Origin of the sequence: Faecalicatena contorta (assembly GCF_001404335.1) — a bacterium.
Lineage (GTDB): Bacteria > Bacillota > Clostridia > Lachnospirales > Lachnospiraceae > Faecalicatena > Faecalicatena contortus_B.
Map to the genome: position 1 here is coordinate 24,139 of NZ_CYZU01000009.1, position 15,474 is coordinate 39,612.

Sequence of the window (15,474 nt, forward strand, 5' to 3'; positions counted from 1 at the left end):
TAAAATGTGGGATTATACAGGGGAGAATATTATGGCAAAATCTTGCAACCAAAAGGAGAAAATCCTGTATCTGATGAGGCTGTTTCTGGAAGAAACAGATGCAGATCATCCATTATCAAGAAAACAGCTGGAGGAAAAGCTTGGAGAGTATGGAATCCAGACAGAGAGAAAGAGCCTGTACAGTGATATAGAATCGCTGAAAAGGTTTGGCCTGGACATTGCGTACAGAAAGGAGCGGCCGGAAGGCTACTATCTGGCAGGACATGAATTTGAACTGGCAGAGCTGAAACTTTTAGTAGATGCAGTCCAGTCCTCCAGATTTATCACTGAGAAGAAATCACACAGCCTGATCCACAAGATTGAAGGGCTGGCCAGCCGCCATGAGGCGAAACAGCTGCAGCGCCAGGTCGTGGTAACCAACAGGATCAAGGCGATGAATGAAAGTATCTATTATAATATAGACAAGCTGCACGCGGCAATTGCTTCGAACCAGCAGATTCTTTTCAAGTATTTTGAGTGGACGATTGACAAAACCATCCGTCTGAAGAAGGACGGCAGCCCCTATCAGGTCAGTCCGTGGGCGCTGACGTGGGATGACGAGAATTATTATCTCATCGGATTCGATATGGATGCGGGGATGCTGAAGCATTTCAGAGTGGATAAGATGCTGGAGATCGAGCTTTTGGAGGAGCCAAGGTCTGGCAGGGAGGAGTTTGGCCGGTTTGATCTGGCCCATTATGCGAAAAAAACATTTGGTATGTTTGGTGGGGAGGAGGAGACCTTACGTATCAGATTTCATAATAAATACATAGGTGTTGTCATTGACAGATTTGGGAAAGATGTATCTGTGAGGCCGGATGGTGAGCAGCATTTTATCGCCAGGGTCGAAGTGGCGGTGAGCGATCCGTTTTTTGGATGGCTGACGGGACTTGGGAAGGATGTAAGGATTCTTTCACCGGCGCATGTGGCGGATGCATATCTGACTCTGCTGCGGGAGATCTCGGAGGTATATGACAGCGGGGAACAAAGGTAAATATTAACAAGGGATAAGGAGATTTACAAAATGGAAGTAAACTTAATATTTCAACGACTGCAGGTCGAGATCAACGGCGGCCTGACGGCATTGACAACGAAGGGGCGGAACCTGACGCCGGAGGATATGATTACTCTGGCCGTGTTTGCAGCTATTGGCCTGCTCTTCTGTTTCTTTGGGCTGAAGATGGTCCGTTTCTGGGCTGCTTTCTTTGGCCTGGTGATCGGAGTGACAGGCGGTACTTATGCGGCCTATTACTTTAACGTCAGTGATAATATTGCCTGGATTATAGGCCTTGTTGCAGGTATTATTCTGGCAGTTCTGGGAGCGCGGTTTTATCTGGCGGGGGTCTTTGTTGTCGGGTGGTTCCTGGGAACCGTGGCCAGTGCCTACTTTATACAGCCGGCGGATTGGATCTATACGCTTGTTTGTGTTGGAATCGGCCTGGTGATCGGATTGATTACCCTGAAGTTCGCGGAGCCGGTCACGATGGTAGTTACTTCACTGTTCGGCGGATTTACTGCGGGACAGGCGGTCTATGGGTTGCTTCCTCTGGAAAATGAGATTGTGCGGATTGCGGCGATTGCGGTTCTGGTTATTCTGGGTGTGATCGTACAGTTCTTACTGGAATCCAAAAAGCGCAAAAGACTTCATCTGAAAAAAGCGGAAGAGATAAGGAAAAAGCATTCTACTGCCAATGAAGTGGACAAGGCAAGGGCAATGATCGACAATCTGGACAGTACAGAGCCTGTCAAAAAGAAGAATCCTGCTGCCGGTGCGGCAGCTGCAGCAGGGGCTGCTGCCAGTAAAGCGGCTGTGGAGGCAGAGAACGAAGCAGATGCAGACGAAGCGTTCCTGAATGAAGAAGAATTTATGGAAGACGATGATCTGCTGGATGAGGAAGAGTATCTGGACGACGAAGATCTTCCTGGTGATGAGGAGTATTTGGACGGAGACATGGATGATGATATTACTATTCTGGATCTGGACGATGATAAAGAGACAATGAGATAATAATATACTTTTAGTTCCAATTACAATAGTTTAAAATTAGTGTAAAATGATTTGAAATAAAAAAGTAAAGTCCGTTTTATGACACACCCTTTCTGATATGATGGATTCATATGAGAGAGAGGTGTGTTTTTATGTCATTAAGAAAATCATTGCTGAGCGGAGCTGTCATGGGAATCGGAGCGGCTGTACTGTTGATTATGGCCGTATTATATTGTTTTACCGAGGTTCAGGTTCCGGGATATGTTTATATATTTGGATGGATCGGAAGTATCCTGGCCATAGTGGATATAGTTGGAAAGATAGAACGGCAGGAAAATGGACAGAATATTAAATAAATATAAAACTAAATCGTAAACCCCCTGAAATAAAGGAAAGCACATGACGGTAAAAAATGCGGCAGATGAAAAGACTGTGAATTTATTGCCAGCCCTCTGACAAAGTTGTATAATACATATAAATATATAAACTAAAAAAGGGGGCTTACTTATGAAGATTGATATGCACTGCCATGTAAAGGAAGGTTCTATAGACAGCAAAGTAAGCTTGGATGAATACATTACGATTCTAAAGAGCAAAGGGTTTCAGGGTATGGTGGTGACAGATCACAATACTTATAAGGGATACCGCTACTGGAAACATCACATGAAGGGGAAGATCCATACCGATTTTATTGTACTGAAGGGAATCGAGTATGACACAAGGGATGCCGGACACATCCTGGTTATCATGCCGGAGGGGGTTAAGATGAGACTGCTGGAGATGCGCGGCATGCCCGTATCCGTCCTGATCGACCTGGTGCACCGCAACGGCGGGATTCTCGGGCCTGCGCACCCATGCGGCGAGAAGTATCTGAGCATTACGAATACAAAGAGATTTTATACGAACCCGGAAGTGATGAAGCGTTTTGATTTTGTGGAAGTATTTAATTCCTGTGAATCCGAGGCATCCAATGCAGGTGCCCGGAAGCTGGCCGAAAAGTATGGCAAGGTTACGGTAGGTGGAAGCGATTCCCATAAGCCGGGCTGTGTGGGACGGGCCTATACCATTCTGCCCGAGCCGGTGAACTGTGAGACGGAACTGATCTCCATGATCCATAAAAAGACAAAGCTGGAGACCGGAGGAACGCTGTATGAGAAGACGACAAAAGACCGGATCGGGAAGGTCAATAAAGTGCTTGTCTACTCTTTCTGGTTTTACAACAAAGGCGGAGAACTTCTCAAACGCCACGGAAGGAAAGAGAAGATGGAGGTAGAGAACCCCATCGATCCCATAGATCCGATTGAAATGTACTATACAGGAGAACAAAAGCTGTCATAAACGGCAGCTTTTGTGACAGTTCAGGTTTGCCTAATCTGTTAGGGTCTTTCTGTATTCTCTGGGGGTCTGCCCATATTTGCGTTTAAAAAGCCGGTTAAAGTAGGAGAGATTGTCAAAACCCGTCCTTGTGGCAATCTCCAGTACAGATAAGCCGGAGGCGGCAAGCAGCCGGGCGGCCATGCTGAGGCGGTAGTCGTTCAGATATTCTGTGAACCCCATATCCATGTGGTCCTTAAAGAATTTCATAAAGTGGGATTTGCTGTAAAAAGTAAGGGCGGCCATATCCGCTATCGTGATCGTATCGGCATAGTGTTCTTCAACATATTTCAAAATCGTTTTTAATTTTTCCAGAGATTTCGCCTTGATTTTTGCGGCGGAATCTCTGTTTGTCTGTGAGGAGACCAGCAGAAAAAAGAACTGGAAGAGATATCCTTTCACCGCCAGCTGGTATCCCTCCGGCCGGGCGGCGCATAAGTCATCAATATGGCTGATGCAGCCGGCAAGATCCGCATATGCTAAACAGGAGGGGGTGAGGAAGGTGAGGACGGCACGTTCTGCACTCAGCAGAGGCTGCAGAAACTGTGTGGTACAAAGATCGCTGCTATCTGACACCAGCAGCGCAGGCTTAAACAGAATATTTTCGTACTCCATGCTGCATCCGTCTTTCTGCCGGATCGAGTGGAGCTGGCCGGGAAGGATGAAGACGATATCTCCGGCGGTTATTTCCCGGGTCTGAAGGTTAACAGATACCAGGCCCTGTCCCTTTTTTATAACAATAAACTCAATTTCTTCGTGCCAGTGGAGCGGAACTTGTATAAAATCAAGCGGAATGGAACATAGATAAGTATTATAAGGAAAATCAGCATTTGTATGGGATTTGGTTTCATGGTAATTCTGGTACTCCGTGAGATTCAAAACGGTGCCTCGCTTTCTGTAGCAATGTAGGTGAGTTATAAAAGAATGATAGTATTGTACTATAATTTAAGAGTATTTTGCAAGAAAATGAACAGGAATCGTATTAAAATGCATAACATAGATGACAGTTCAGGCCTTCCTGGACTGTTTCTGACATAGACTTAATGTAAGGCCAATTAGAGTTTTTATGAAAGGAGTAATATTATGAGTATACAGGATACAATGACACAGAAGCTGGGGAAAGGGATTTCAGAAGCTTCTAACGAGGAGATCTATTTCGCACTTCTGGAGATCGTGCAGGAAATGGCCCGGCAAAAAGAGAAAAACGGCGGCAAAAAGAAGCTCTATTATATTTCTGCTGAATTTTTAATTGGAAAATTACTCTCCAACAATATGATCAATCTGGGTATCTACAATGAGGTCCGGGATGTTCTCGCGGGAAACGGCAGAGACATCTGTGAGATCGAAGAAATCGAGTCTGAGCCATCCCTGGGAAATGGGGGGCTTGGAAGGCTGGCGGCCTGTTTTCTGGACTCGATCGCTACACTGGGGCTGAACGGGGACGGAATTGGCCTAAATTATCATTTCGGCCTGTTTAAACAGGAGTTTAAGGAGGAACTGCAGAAAGAGACCCCGAATCCATGGATTGAGAAGCAGAGTTGGCTGACTAAAACGGATGTGTCCTATCCGGTCAGCTTTAGGGGAATGACCCTGAATTCCAGAATGTATGATATCGAAGTTACGGGATACAACAATATCACAAATAAGCTGCATCTCTTTGATGTAGAGACTGTAGATGAGAGTATTGTGGAGGAGGGGATTGAATTTGATAAGAAGGACATCGCCAGGAATCTGACTCTGTTTTTGTATCCGGACGACAGTGATGAGGATGGACGCCTGCTGCGGATTTATCAGCAGTATTTTATGGTCAGCAACGGTGCAAGGCTTATTCTGGATGAATGTGTGGCAAAAGGCTGCAGACTCTATGACCTGCCGGATTACGCGGTCATACAGATCAACGATACGCATCCGACAATGGTGATTCCGGAGCTGATCCGGCTGCTTATGGAGCGGGGGCTGGAGATGGATGAGGCCATCGATGTTGTTTCACGCACCTGTGCCTACACGAACCATACAATTTTGGCAGAGGCACTGGAGAAATGGCCGGTGGATTATCTGAAAAAGGTGGTGCCCCAGCTGGTCCCCATCATCGAAGTGCTGGACGATAAGGTGAGAAGAAAGTATGCAGATGAGAGCGTGGCTGTTATAGACAGAAATGATACGGTCCATATGGCTCATATCGATATCCATTACGGATTCAGTGTGAATGGGGTTGCATCTCTGCACACGGAGATTCTCAAAGACAATGAGCTGAATCATTTTTATAAGATTTATCCGGAAAAATTCAATAATAAAACGAACGGAATTACATTCAGAAGATGGCTGCTTCACTGCAATCCGCAGCTTACCGAAATGCTTGATTTTATCGTGGGTACGGGATACCGTTCTGATGCAAAACAGCTGGAAAAGCTGATGAATTACCGCGGGGATAAGAATGTACTGAGCCGTCTCCTGGAAATAAAGAAGGAGAATAAGAAGGTTCTCTGCGGTTATCTGAGAGATACCCAGGGGCTTGAACTGAATCCGGATTCTATCTTTGATATCCAGGTAAAACGTCTCCACGAATACAAGCGCCAGCAGATGAATGCCCTGTATGTGATCCATAAATATCTGGAAATCAAAGCGGGCAGACGGCCGTCCACTCCGATTACCGTCATCTTCGGGGCAAAAGCCGCGCCGGCCTATGTAATTGCAAAGGATATCATCCATATGATTTTATGTCTGCAGGAGATCATCAACAAGGATAAAGAGGTAAGCCCTTATCTCCAGGTGGTTATGGTAGAAAATTATAACGTGACGAAAGCGGAAAAACTGATCCCTGCCTGTGATATTTCCGAGCAGATTTCCCTGGCATCCAAGGAGGCCAGCGGCACCGGTAATATGAAGTTCATGCTGAACGGAGCTGTTACACTGGGCACGGAAGACGGGGCTAATGTGGAAATCCATGAGCTGGTGGGAGATGATAATATCTTTGTATTCGGAGCATCCAGCGATGAAGTCATTGAACACTATGCAAAGGCAGACTATGTGTCCCGGGATTTCTATGAAAAAGATAAGGATATCAAGGCGGCCGTGGACTTTATCACCAGCAAAAAAATGCTGGCGGTGGGGAATGAGGAAAACTTAAAGCGCCTGCAGAAAGAACTGATGAGCAAGGACTGGTTCATGACGCTTCTGGACTTCAAAGAGTATGTGAAGAAAAAAGAGGAAGCGCTCAAAGCCTATGAGAACAGGACCGAGTGGGCGAAGAAGATGCTGGTAAATATTGCAAAGGCGGGATATTTCTCCTCAGACAGGACAATAGAGGAATATAATAGAGATATCTGGAAACTATAAAAAGGTATAATACTGGCTTCAGAAAACAGCCTGGCATTGCACCGTATCTGCTCTAATGACTGGGGACACAGTGCACCGCAAAGCGATGTTATAACAAGAAGACAGTTAGGGGCGGAGCCTTGCGGCGGAGGCCCGTCCCGAATCTCAATACACCTGTACAAATTGCACAAAATACGTAAGAAAAAACTGTGAGAAATTACAGAATCTTAATTCTGGGATTGCAATTATGATGTGGCAGGTGTATATTTAATACCAGGATTGGAAACGTTACCGAGATCGATACCGACAACGATTCCAAAACATAAGGAAACAAGAAAAAGTTTATTCAGAAAAGGAGAAGTAAGTATGAAGATGAAAAAGTTTTTATCAGCAGCACTGGCAGCAGCGATGACTGCAGGCCTTTTAGCCGGATGCGGGAGCAATAAAACAGATTCCGCATCCTCTGATTCATCCAAAAAAGATGATAAAGGTTCTGTCTATTATTTAAGCTTTAAGCCGGAGCAGGCAGAACAGTGGGAAGCAGTTGCCAAAGCATATACGGAGGAGACCGGAGTGCAGGTAAAAGTGCAGACTGCGGCTTCCGGGACCTATGAGCAGACGCTGAAGTCCGAGATTGCAAAGAAGGATGCCCCCACGCTGTTCCAGGTCAATGGACCAGTGGGATACCAAAACTGGAAAGACTACTGTATGGATCTGTCCGATACAGATCTTTACTCCTGGCTGAATGACAAGGATATGGCCATTAAGGGTGAAGACGGAGGCGTATATGGTATTCCATACGCGGTGGAAGGATACGGCATCATCTACAATGAAGAGATTATGGATAAATACTTTGCTCTCGACGGCGCGAAGGTTTCTTCCATCGAAGAGATCAACAATTTTGAGAAGTTAAAAGAAGTGACCGAGGACATGACAGCCAAGAAAGACCAGCTGGGAATTGAAGGCGTATTTGCTTCCACATCCTTTGCACCTGGCGAGGACTGGAGATGGCAGACACATCTGATGAACCTTCCGATCTATTATGAGTACCAGGATAAAAAGGTGAAAGATGAGAAAGAGATTACTTTTGAATATAACGAAGAGTTCAAGAATATTTTTGATCTTTATCTGAATAATTCCGTTACAGAGCCGGCTATGTTGGGTTCTAAGACCGTTTCTGATTCCATGGCTGAATTTGCGCTTGGAAAAGCAGCGATGGTGCAGAACGGTAACTGGGCCTGGGGAGACATCAGCGGCGTTGACGGTAATACGGTAAAAGAAGATAAGATTAAATATCTTCCGATTTATACAGGCATCAAAGGAGAAGAGAAACAGGGCTTATGCGTAGGTGGCGAGAACTATTTCTGCATCAACAGCGAGGCTTCTGAGGCAGACCAGAAGGCGTCTCTGGACTTCATCCAGTGGCTGTTCAGTTCAGATGAAGGCAAGGACAAAGTAACAAATGAACTGGGATTTATCACACCGTTCAACACCTTTGAGGACGACCAGAAGCCGACCGACCCGCTGGCACAGGAAGTGATCCGCTATATGGAGAATCCCGACCTGACAAGTGTATCCTGGGACTTCCAGACATTCCCGAGCCAGACATTCAAAGACAACCTTGGGGCATCACTCCTGGAATATGCGTCAGGCAATAAGGAATGGAATACAGTCGTGACAGATTGTATCGAAGACTGGAAAGCAGAAAAAGAAGCAACAGCTGAATAAAGAAAACAAGGAGGGTGAGTGCGGAAAATCGGTCTGCCTCACCCTCAAATACAGAACAGGAGGAGTATTATGCAGAAGACATATAAAAAATATTTTTGCATATTCGTGCTTCCGACACTGATTGCATTTACATTATTTTTCGTGATTCCATTTGTTCTTGGTATTGGATTATCATTCTGTAAATTTACCACAGTGACAAATGCAAGATGGGTTGGATTAGATAACTATCTGAAGGCATTTGCAAATAAAGACTTTTTGAATGCCCTCTGGTTTACCGTAAAGTTTACAATTGTTTCTGTCATCAGCATTAATGTGATCGCCTTCATCTTTGCATATGCGCTGACAAGAGGAATCAAGGGAACAAATCTGTTCCGTACTACATTTTTCATGCCGAACTTAATCGGCGGTATCGTGCTCGGTTATATCTGGCAGCTGATGATCAACGGTGTGCTTGCCAGATTCGGCGTGACTATAACGACAGATGCGAAATACGGATTCTGGGGCCTGATTATTCTCATGAACTGGCAGCTCATCGGATATATGATGATTATCTATATCGCGGGCATCCAGAATATCCCCACAGAACTGGTGGAGGCCGCTAAGATTGACGGGGCCACAAAGCTGCAGGCGCTGTTCAAGGTGACCATACCGATGGTGATGTCCTCCGTGACGATCTGCCTGTTTCTGACTCTGACCAACTCCTTCAAGCTCTTTGACCAGAACCTGGCGCTGACGGCAGGCGCTCCGTCCAAGAAAACGGCAATGCTGGCGCTGGACATTTATACGACTTTCTATAATAGAAACGGCTGGGAAGGCGTAGGCCAGGCAAAGGCGGTTATATTCTTTGTAATAGTAGGAATCCTGGCTCTGACGCAGCTTTATTTTACGAGAAATAAGGAGGTGGAAAGCTAATGGCTGGAAAGAAGAGAAAACAGGAAGAAGTACAGACAATGGAAGTATCAAAAGGCACAGGGGCTTTGATGACCGTGATTTTTGCCGTACTGGCCCTGGTATTTATATTCCCGATTATCCTGGTATTTATCAACTCCTTTAAGAGTAAGCTTTATATCAGTGATCAGCCTTTTGCGCTTCCCAGCAGCGATACGTTTGTGGGCCTGAATAACTATATTGACGGCGTGGCTAAAACAGGACTGATCAAGGCGGCCGGTTATTCCATCTTCATAACGGTATTTTCGGTGCTGCTGATCGTACTGCTGACGGCAATGACTGCATGGTGGCTGACGCGGGTAAAAAGTAAAATATCTACGGTCTTGTATTATCTGTTCGTATTTGCTATGATTGTACCGTTCCAGATGGTGATGTTTACGCTGTCCAAGGTGACGGATACGTTAAATCTGGGGAATCCGGTTGGGATAATCTTTGTATATGTTGGGTTCGGTGCAGGACTATCGGTGTTCATGTTCGCAGGTTTTATTAAGGCGATACCGATTTCCCTGGAGGAGGCTGCGATGATCGACGGCTGCACGCCGATCCAGACGTTTTTCAGGATTGTGCTGCCGGTACTAAAGCCAACTGCAATCACCGTTGCAATTCTGAATGCGATGTGGATATGGAATGATTATCTCCTTCCCCTGCTTGTATTGGGAAGCGATTATCAGACGATTCCGATCGCAGTGCAGTATCTCAGGGGCGGATATGGTTCGGTGGATATGGGAGCCATGATGGGTATGCTGGTTCTGGCAATCCTGCCGATCATCGTATTCTACCTGCTCTGCCAGAAATATATTATTAAAGGCGTGGCTGCAGGGGCAGTGAAAGGTTAACAGAAAGGGGAAACGCGATGAGAGAAAGTGGAATTTTATTACCCGTTTTCGCATTGCCTTCTGAGTATGGGATTGGATGTTTTTCAAAAGAAGCCTATGAGTTTGTGGATCAGTTAAAAAAGGCGGGACAGAGTAAATGGCAGATTCTTCCGCTGGGGCCGACCGGATACGGAGATTCTCCGTACCAGTCTTTCTCTACATTTGCCGGAAATCCGTATTTCATAGATTTGGAGACTTTAATCCGGGAAGGACTTCTGACGGAGGAAGAATGTAAAGCATATGATTTTGGGAAAACGAAGGACAGTATAGATTATGAAAAGCTGTATCTGGGCAAATTCAAAATCCTGGAGCAGGCGTACCGCAGGTTTGACGGCAGCAGGAGTGGGGAGTACCATGCATTTCTGGAGGATAACAGGGAATGGCTGGACGAATACTGTCTGTTTATGGCCCTGAAAAACCAGCATGGCGGTGTCAGCTGGAGGGAATGGAAAGCTCCTTACAGGGACAGAGATGAGAAAGCCCTGGAGGAGGCCAGAGGGGAACTGGCAGAAGAGATTGATTTCTACCGTTTCCAGCAGTTTGAATTCAACAGGCAGTGGAAACGGCTGCATGCCTATGCCAATGAAAATGGCATAGAGATCATCGGTGATATTCCGATCTATGTGGCGTTTGACAGTGCTGATACCTGGGCGGCTCCGGAGCTGTTCCAGTTTGATGATAATAAGGAGCCGACCGCGGTGGCAGGCTGTCCGCCGGATGGATTCTCCGCCACAGGGCAGCTGTGGGGAAATCCGCTGTATGACTGGGAGTACCATAAAAAGACTGGTTATTCCTGGTGGATGCGGAGAATCGCCTACTGCTTCCGGCTGTACGATATCGTCCGTATCGACCATTTCCGGGGATTTGACGAATATTATGCGATTCCTTATGGTGAGAAGACCGCCGTGAACGGCAAATGGATGCCCGGGCCGGGAATCGGTTTTTTCAGGGCAGTGGAGGAGAAGCTTGGCAGACTGAATATTATTGCGGAGGATCTGGGGTTTTTAACAGACAGTGTCTTAAAGCTTTTGGAAGACACTGGTTTTCCGGGAATGAAAGTCATACAGTTTGCATTTGATTCCAGAGAATCGGCGAACTATCTGCCGCACACATATACCCCAAACTGCGTGGTATATACCGGGACCCATGACAACGATACAACACGGGGCTGGTATCATCATGTGGATAAGGAGTGCCGTGATTTTGCAAAAGAATATCTGCACAAGCATGCGCTGGATGAAGATGAGCTGGCATGGGACTTTATCGCCATGGCCATGGGCAGTGTGGCGCAGCTGTGTGTGATACCGGTTCAGGATTATCTTTGCAGAGACAGTGAGGCAAGGATCAATACACCTTCGACACTGGGAAATAATTGGGTATGGCGGTTGAAAAAAGATGAGTTAAATGATACTCTTATAGAAGAGATACGTAAGATAACGAAACTGTACGGTCGTCTGTAACAGTTTAGACATGTCGGAACTGTTACGGTCTTCTATCTCGTAAAGGACAGCATACCGAAGAGAAACTTCTATAAAAATAAAATTGGCCCGGTGGAGCGTGCATGTCCAAAATACTTAATAAGGGCAGGAATCAGCATGGAGACAATTAAGGATATAGCCAGGATATGCGGGGTTGGAGTCAGCACCGTATCCCGTGCAATCAACAATCATCCGGATATCAATCCGGAGACGAAAGAGATGGTTATGCGGGTGATTAAGGAGCATAATTACATCCCCAACAACAGTGCAAGGAACCTGAAACGTTCCGATGCCAAAGCCATAGCAGTTTTGGTCAAAGGGATAACGAATCCCTTCTTCAATGACATGATAGGCATTATCGAACAGGAAACACAGCGGAAGAAGTATACGTTTATCCTGCAGAGGGTGGAGGAACACGAGAACGAACTGGATGCGGCGATTGAGCTGGTTAAAGAAAAAAAGTTGAAGGGAATTATCTTCCTGGGCGGCTTTATTACGCACTCCAGTGAGCATCTTGCACAACTGGATGTCCCCTTTGTCCTGAGCACTTCCGGGATCGTCAATGAAGAGACTGAGGAGGGGCCGCTCTGGTCTTCCGTGTCGGTGGATGATTATGCCGAGAGCTATAAGATGACGGATTATCTGTGCAGGGCGGGCCACAAAAAGATTGCGATTATATCTGCGGATCAAGAGGATGAAAGCATTGGTAAGCTTAGGTTTGAGGGATATCTGAAGGCTCTGGAAGACAACCATATACAGCCGGATGAAGCGCTGATCTGCCATATGGACTACGTGACGGACAGCTATTCAATGAAGACCGGTTACCGTCTCATGAAGTCCCTGCTGGCAAAAAAGCAGGAGTTCACTGCGGTATATGCGATTGCTGACAGTCTTGCAATCGGGGCATGCCGTGCACTCACAGAGACCGGTATCCGGATTCCGCAGGACTGTTCAGTGGCGGGATTTGACGGTCTGGAGATCGGGTCATACTATACTCCGACACTGACGACCATCCGTCAACCGGTAGAGAAGATGGCGAAGGTTACGATCGATCTGCTGTTTAACATAATACGGAAGAACGGGCAGCATAAAAAGGTTGTGCTTCCGGGAGAATTGCTGGTTCGGGAGTCTACCAGAGGATTGGTGTGAGGGACGCCTGCCGTGGAACGGGACGGAGACGAGCCGGGAAGGGATAGACGCGGGCAGTCGGAAGGGCATATATGTCATTTTATAATGCGGACACGGAGCTAAGAAATTCTAGGAGGCAAACAGCCGTGAAAATGGGGCACAGCGGTTCTTTCTGAACTCCGGGTATAGAATGATAATTGCGTCAAATAGCAAAGGAGCTTTATGTCTGTATTTATCACAGACTTAAGGCTCCTGCTGTTTTTTCAAAAACCCTGCATTACCCAATGTTCAGAAAGAACCGCACAGCTGACACATCGTGAGAAATTTGATAATTTCTCGCGCTGGGTCAGCTGATTTTGATTCGGGATCAAAAAATCTCCCCATTTTCACGGCTGTTTCCCTCCAAGAATTTCTAAGCTCCGCTTTAGCATTATTGAAATGACATATCTGCCCTTCCGACTGCCCGCGTCGCTCCCTTCCCGGCTCGTCTCCGTCCCGTTCCACGGCAGACTGGTTCATCAATGCGGAAGCAGAAGCTTGCTTTGCAGGAAATGCTCCCTGGTGGGAGGCTAGGGGCATCGGCATCGGATGGTTATAGGATGTGCGCAATGTTATCCTATATGGAAGATGTGTATATATTTGTTAATATATTCCAGGTATGTATAAGGAAAATTATAGTATATACAAATACGCTGCTCCCGATACGCGTCCCCCATCCGCATAAATAACTAAACCACATTCGCTCCGCTTAGATGTCCACGGATTTGATTTGTGGGTTTTCTTTGAGCAGGTCTATGACATCCTGAAATGTATAATCGTCCGGAAATGCCACGTTCAGTTTCAGTTTTAATGTTTCTTCGTCTATACGGGTTGCTTTCATCGTTAGAATCTTAAGGTCCCGGATGGCGAAGGAATCTTTCAGGATACTTTTGAGATGATCTGTTTCCCGGATCTCGAGGGTGATCTGCTGGATTGAAAGTGTTTTGAGCCAGCGGAAATTTTTGTGCAGGATGAACTGGATTATGATAATGCAGATGGTCGTCATTACCCCGAGCACATACATTCCAGCCCCGAAAGCCATTCCGATTCCTACGGTTGCCCAGATGCCGGCGGCAGTTGTGAGGCCGCTGACGGTTACATTGCGGGTGAAGATGATGCCAGCCCCGAGAAATCCGATGGCAGTTACGATGCCTGCCGCCACACGGGAGGGATCCAGACCGATGTGATTCAGCGGCAGTATATCATTGAATCCATATTTGGAGATAATCATCATGACGGCGGAAGCGAGGGCTACGATTGTATGGGTACGGATTCCGGCGGTTTTAAAATGATTTTCCCGCTCATACCCCACGACCATACCGCAAAGAGCCGCACCTAAAATTCTGGCAAGATATTCAAGCTGTACTAGTACTTGTGGCAACATAAGGGTTCCTCCTTCCCGTATCCGGGTTTGTTTAGATAAAAGATTTTTATGCTTAATATTATTTTACCATGGAAGAGGGGAAAACACAAAAACTGGAAAAGTTTTTCAGGCTCTTCTGCTATCATTGTATGCGCAAATAAGGTATAATTCTTGAAAAGAATATAATTATGAGGGCGGAACGAATGGAGATAAAAGATTTAAAATACTTTGTAGAGATAGCGGAGCAGAAGAGTATGCGAAAGGCTGCAGCCAGCTTGTATGTTTCGCAGCCGAATCTGACCCGGGCGATACAGAGTCTGGAACATGAATTCGGGTCAGCGCTTTTGAACAGAACAAATAAGGGTGTGGAGATGACCACATTTGGCGAGGGGTTCTATTATTATGCCAAATCAATCTTAAAGCAGGTCGATGAGATTTCTAAGATAAAGATGAGTACTGAAAACTACATAGAATCCAGAATCAGTATCGCAATCGGCAAATTGATAATGAGGGATGACATGATCTACCAGTATTACGAGACAATTCGCGCCAGACGGACCGGTATTCATATCATAGAGACGACGATCGAAGATGTATTGAACCAGGTTGAACAGACCAAGGCTGACATCGGAATTGTGACAATCAACAACATGCAGAGAGCCGCTTTCCACAAGCTGACCGAATTAAAGGAGCTGGAAATGCATGAGATCGGCGAGGGCACCCTGTATATCCACATAGGTAAAAAGAATCCATTTTATGAGAGGACTACAATAGATGCTGAAGAACTGCTGCCATACAGCCGTGTCAGGCTTCCGCTCGACTTCTTTGCCAATATAAACAACAGCACGACAATAGATGGTAAGCTCCAGGTCAGCGATTTTGATAAAACAATCCAAATGAACAACTACCATGCAATCATCAACATGGTAAAAAGAACCGATTCCTTCATATTTGGAAACAAATGGCAGGTAGAAGAATTAAAAAGAGGCCAGATCAACAGCCTGTTACTGAATCACTGTGATGTACACCAGAAATTAATCTGGATAAAGCGCAAAAGAGAGATATTGTCCCCGCAGGCCGAGGACTTTTTGAAACTCTTCATGGATTGCTATGCCGACTAAAAACCATAGTTGTGATAATTAATACGTATCACGGGACAATAAGATATAAGCATTAGCCAAACCTCCTGTCCCAGTATAT

13 protein-coding genes are annotated in these 15,474 nt (G+C 46.0%); 11 read left to right on the top strand and 2 right to left on the bottom strand.

What is annotated here, in order from left to right; all coding sequences use genetic code 11:
- Window positions 1–31 precede the first annotated feature (31 nt).
- From ARB69_RS06295 to ARB69_RS06310, 4 genes are all read left to right on the top strand, one after another.
- Complete coding sequence (locus ARB69_RS06295; RefSeq protein ID WP_055152236.1) at window positions 32–1,033, top strand: helix-turn-helix transcriptional regulator; 1,002 nt, start codon at window positions 32–34, stop codon at window positions 1,031–1,033.
- Between the two features lie 30 nt (window positions 1,034–1,063).
- Window positions 1,064–2,047 (top strand): DUF4203 domain-containing protein, encoded by a 984-nt coding sequence (locus ARB69_RS06300; protein ID WP_055152013.1) that lies wholly within the window; start codon window positions 1,064–1,066, stop codon window positions 2,045–2,047.
- A 131-nt stretch (window positions 2,048–2,178) separates the two neighbouring features.
- Window positions 2,179–2,382 carry a hypothetical protein gene (locus ARB69_RS06305; RefSeq protein WP_050639550.1) on the top strand — a complete coding sequence of 68 codons (204 nt, stop codon included), beginning with the start codon at window positions 2,179–2,181 and terminating at the stop codon, window positions 2,380–2,382.
- 151 nt (window positions 2,383–2,533) lie between these two features.
- Window positions 2,534–3,364: a PHP-associated domain-containing protein gene (locus ARB69_RS06310; RefSeq protein ID WP_050639551.1), complete on the top strand. Its 831-nt coding sequence runs from the start codon at window positions 2,534–2,536 to the stop codon at window positions 3,362–3,364.
- Window positions 3,365–3,394: 30 nt separating this feature from the next.
- Here ARB69_RS06310 and ARB69_RS06315 read toward each other — a convergent pair whose 3' ends face one another.
- On the bottom strand, window positions 3,395–4,279 hold the full coding sequence (locus tag ARB69_RS06315) for an AraC family transcriptional regulator (protein WP_055152016.1): 885 nt from the start codon (window positions 4,277–4,279) through the stop codon (window positions 3,395–3,397).
- A 204-nt stretch (window positions 4,280–4,483) separates the two neighbouring features.
- Here ARB69_RS06315 and ARB69_RS06320 point away from each other — a divergent pair, with 204 nt between their 5' ends.
- The 6 genes from ARB69_RS06320 to ARB69_RS06345 all read left to right on the top strand — a co-directional run bounded on the left by ARB69_RS06320 (window position 4,484) and on the right by ARB69_RS06345 (window position 12,893).
- Entirely contained in the window at window positions 4,484–6,736 is a 2,253-nt protein-coding gene (locus tag ARB69_RS06320; protein ID WP_050639553.1) for a glycogen/starch/alpha-glucan phosphorylase, read from the top strand.
- A gap of 345 nt (window positions 6,737–7,081) precedes the next feature.
- A complete protein-coding gene (locus ARB69_RS06325) occupies window positions 7,082–8,443 on the top strand; it encodes an ABC transporter substrate-binding protein (RefSeq protein ID WP_055152019.1) in 1,362 nt (453 codons plus the stop codon).
- A 69-nt stretch (window positions 8,444–8,512) separates the two neighbouring features.
- Window positions 8,513–9,355: a carbohydrate ABC transporter permease gene (locus tag ARB69_RS06330; protein ID WP_055152022.1), complete on the top strand. Its 843-nt coding sequence runs from the start codon at window positions 8,513–8,515 to the stop codon at window positions 9,353–9,355.
- Window positions 9,355–10,227 (top strand): carbohydrate ABC transporter permease, encoded by an 873-nt coding sequence (locus ARB69_RS06335; protein WP_025656881.1) that lies wholly within the window; start codon window positions 9,355–9,357, stop codon window positions 10,225–10,227. Before ARB69_RS06330 ends, ARB69_RS06335 begins: the two co-directional genes overlap by 1 nt.
- 17 nt (window positions 10,228–10,244) lie before the next feature.
- On the top strand, window positions 10,245–11,726 hold the full coding sequence (gene malQ / locus ARB69_RS06340) for a 4-alpha-glucanotransferase (protein WP_050639556.1): 1,482 nt from the start codon (window positions 10,245–10,247) through the stop codon (window positions 11,724–11,726).
- A gap of 135 nt (window positions 11,727–11,861) precedes the next feature.
- A complete protein-coding gene (locus ARB69_RS06345) occupies window positions 11,862–12,893 on the top strand; it encodes a LacI family DNA-binding transcriptional regulator (protein ID WP_050639557.1) in 1,032 nt (343 codons plus the stop codon).
- 727 nt (window positions 12,894–13,620) lie between these two features.
- On the opposite strand, the gene ARB69_RS06355 is transcribed toward ARB69_RS06345, so the two are convergent.
- The gene (locus tag ARB69_RS06355; protein ID WP_050639559.1) at window positions 13,621–14,295 is read right to left on the bottom strand and encodes an MgtC/SapB family protein; all 675 of its coding nucleotides are present in this window, start codon (window positions 14,293–14,295) and stop codon (window positions 13,621–13,623) included.
- Window positions 14,296–14,477: 182 nt separating this feature from the next.
- Here ARB69_RS06355 and ARB69_RS06360 point away from each other — a divergent pair, with 182 nt between their 5' ends.
- Complete coding sequence (locus ARB69_RS06360) at window positions 14,478–15,395, top strand: LysR family transcriptional regulator (RefSeq protein ID WP_055152028.1); 918 nt, start codon at window positions 14,478–14,480, stop codon at window positions 15,393–15,395.
- The last annotated feature ends 79 nt before the right edge of the window (window positions 15,396–15,474 follow it).

What these genes read in the sequence shown, in the direction of transcription:
- ARB69_RS06295 (WP_055152236.1), top strand. Translation starts at nt 32, where the DNA reads ATGGCAAAATCTTGCAACCAAAAGGAGAAAATCCTGTATCTGATGAGG.
- ARB69_RS06300 (WP_055152013.1), top strand. Translation starts at nt 1,064, where the DNA reads ATGGAAGTAAACTTAATATTTCAACGACTGCAGGTCGAGATCAACGGC.
- ARB69_RS06305 (WP_050639550.1), top strand. Translation starts at nt 2,179, where the DNA reads ATGTCATTAAGAAAATCATTGCTGAGCGGAGCTGTCATGGGAATCGGA.
- ARB69_RS06310 (WP_050639551.1), top strand. Translation starts at nt 2,534, where the DNA reads ATGAAGATTGATATGCACTGCCATGTAAAGGAAGGTTCTATAGACAGC.
- ARB69_RS06320 (WP_050639553.1), top strand. Translation starts at nt 4,484, where the DNA reads ATGAGTATACAGGATACAATGACACAGAAGCTGGGGAAAGGGATTTCA.
- ARB69_RS06325 (WP_055152019.1), top strand. Translation starts at nt 7,082, where the DNA reads ATGAAGATGAAAAAGTTTTTATCAGCAGCACTGGCAGCAGCGATGACT.
- ARB69_RS06330 (WP_055152022.1), top strand. Translation starts at nt 8,513, where the DNA reads ATGCAGAAGACATATAAAAAATATTTTTGCATATTCGTGCTTCCGACA.
- ARB69_RS06335 (WP_025656881.1), top strand. Translation starts at nt 9,355, where the DNA reads ATGGCTGGAAAGAAGAGAAAACAGGAAGAAGTACAGACAATGGAAGTA.
- malQ (WP_050639556.1), top strand. Translation starts at nt 10,245, where the DNA reads ATGAGAGAAAGTGGAATTTTATTACCCGTTTTCGCATTGCCTTCTGAG.
- ARB69_RS06345 (WP_050639557.1), top strand. Translation starts at nt 11,862, where the DNA reads ATGGAGACAATTAAGGATATAGCCAGGATATGCGGGGTTGGAGTCAGC.
- ARB69_RS06355 (WP_050639559.1), bottom strand. Translation starts at nt 14,295, where the DNA reads ATGTTGCCACAAGTACTAGTACAGCTTGAATATCTTGCCAGAATTTTA.
- ARB69_RS06360 (WP_055152028.1), top strand. Translation starts at nt 14,478, where the DNA reads ATGGAGATAAAAGATTTAAAATACTTTGTAGAGATAGCGGAGCAGAAG.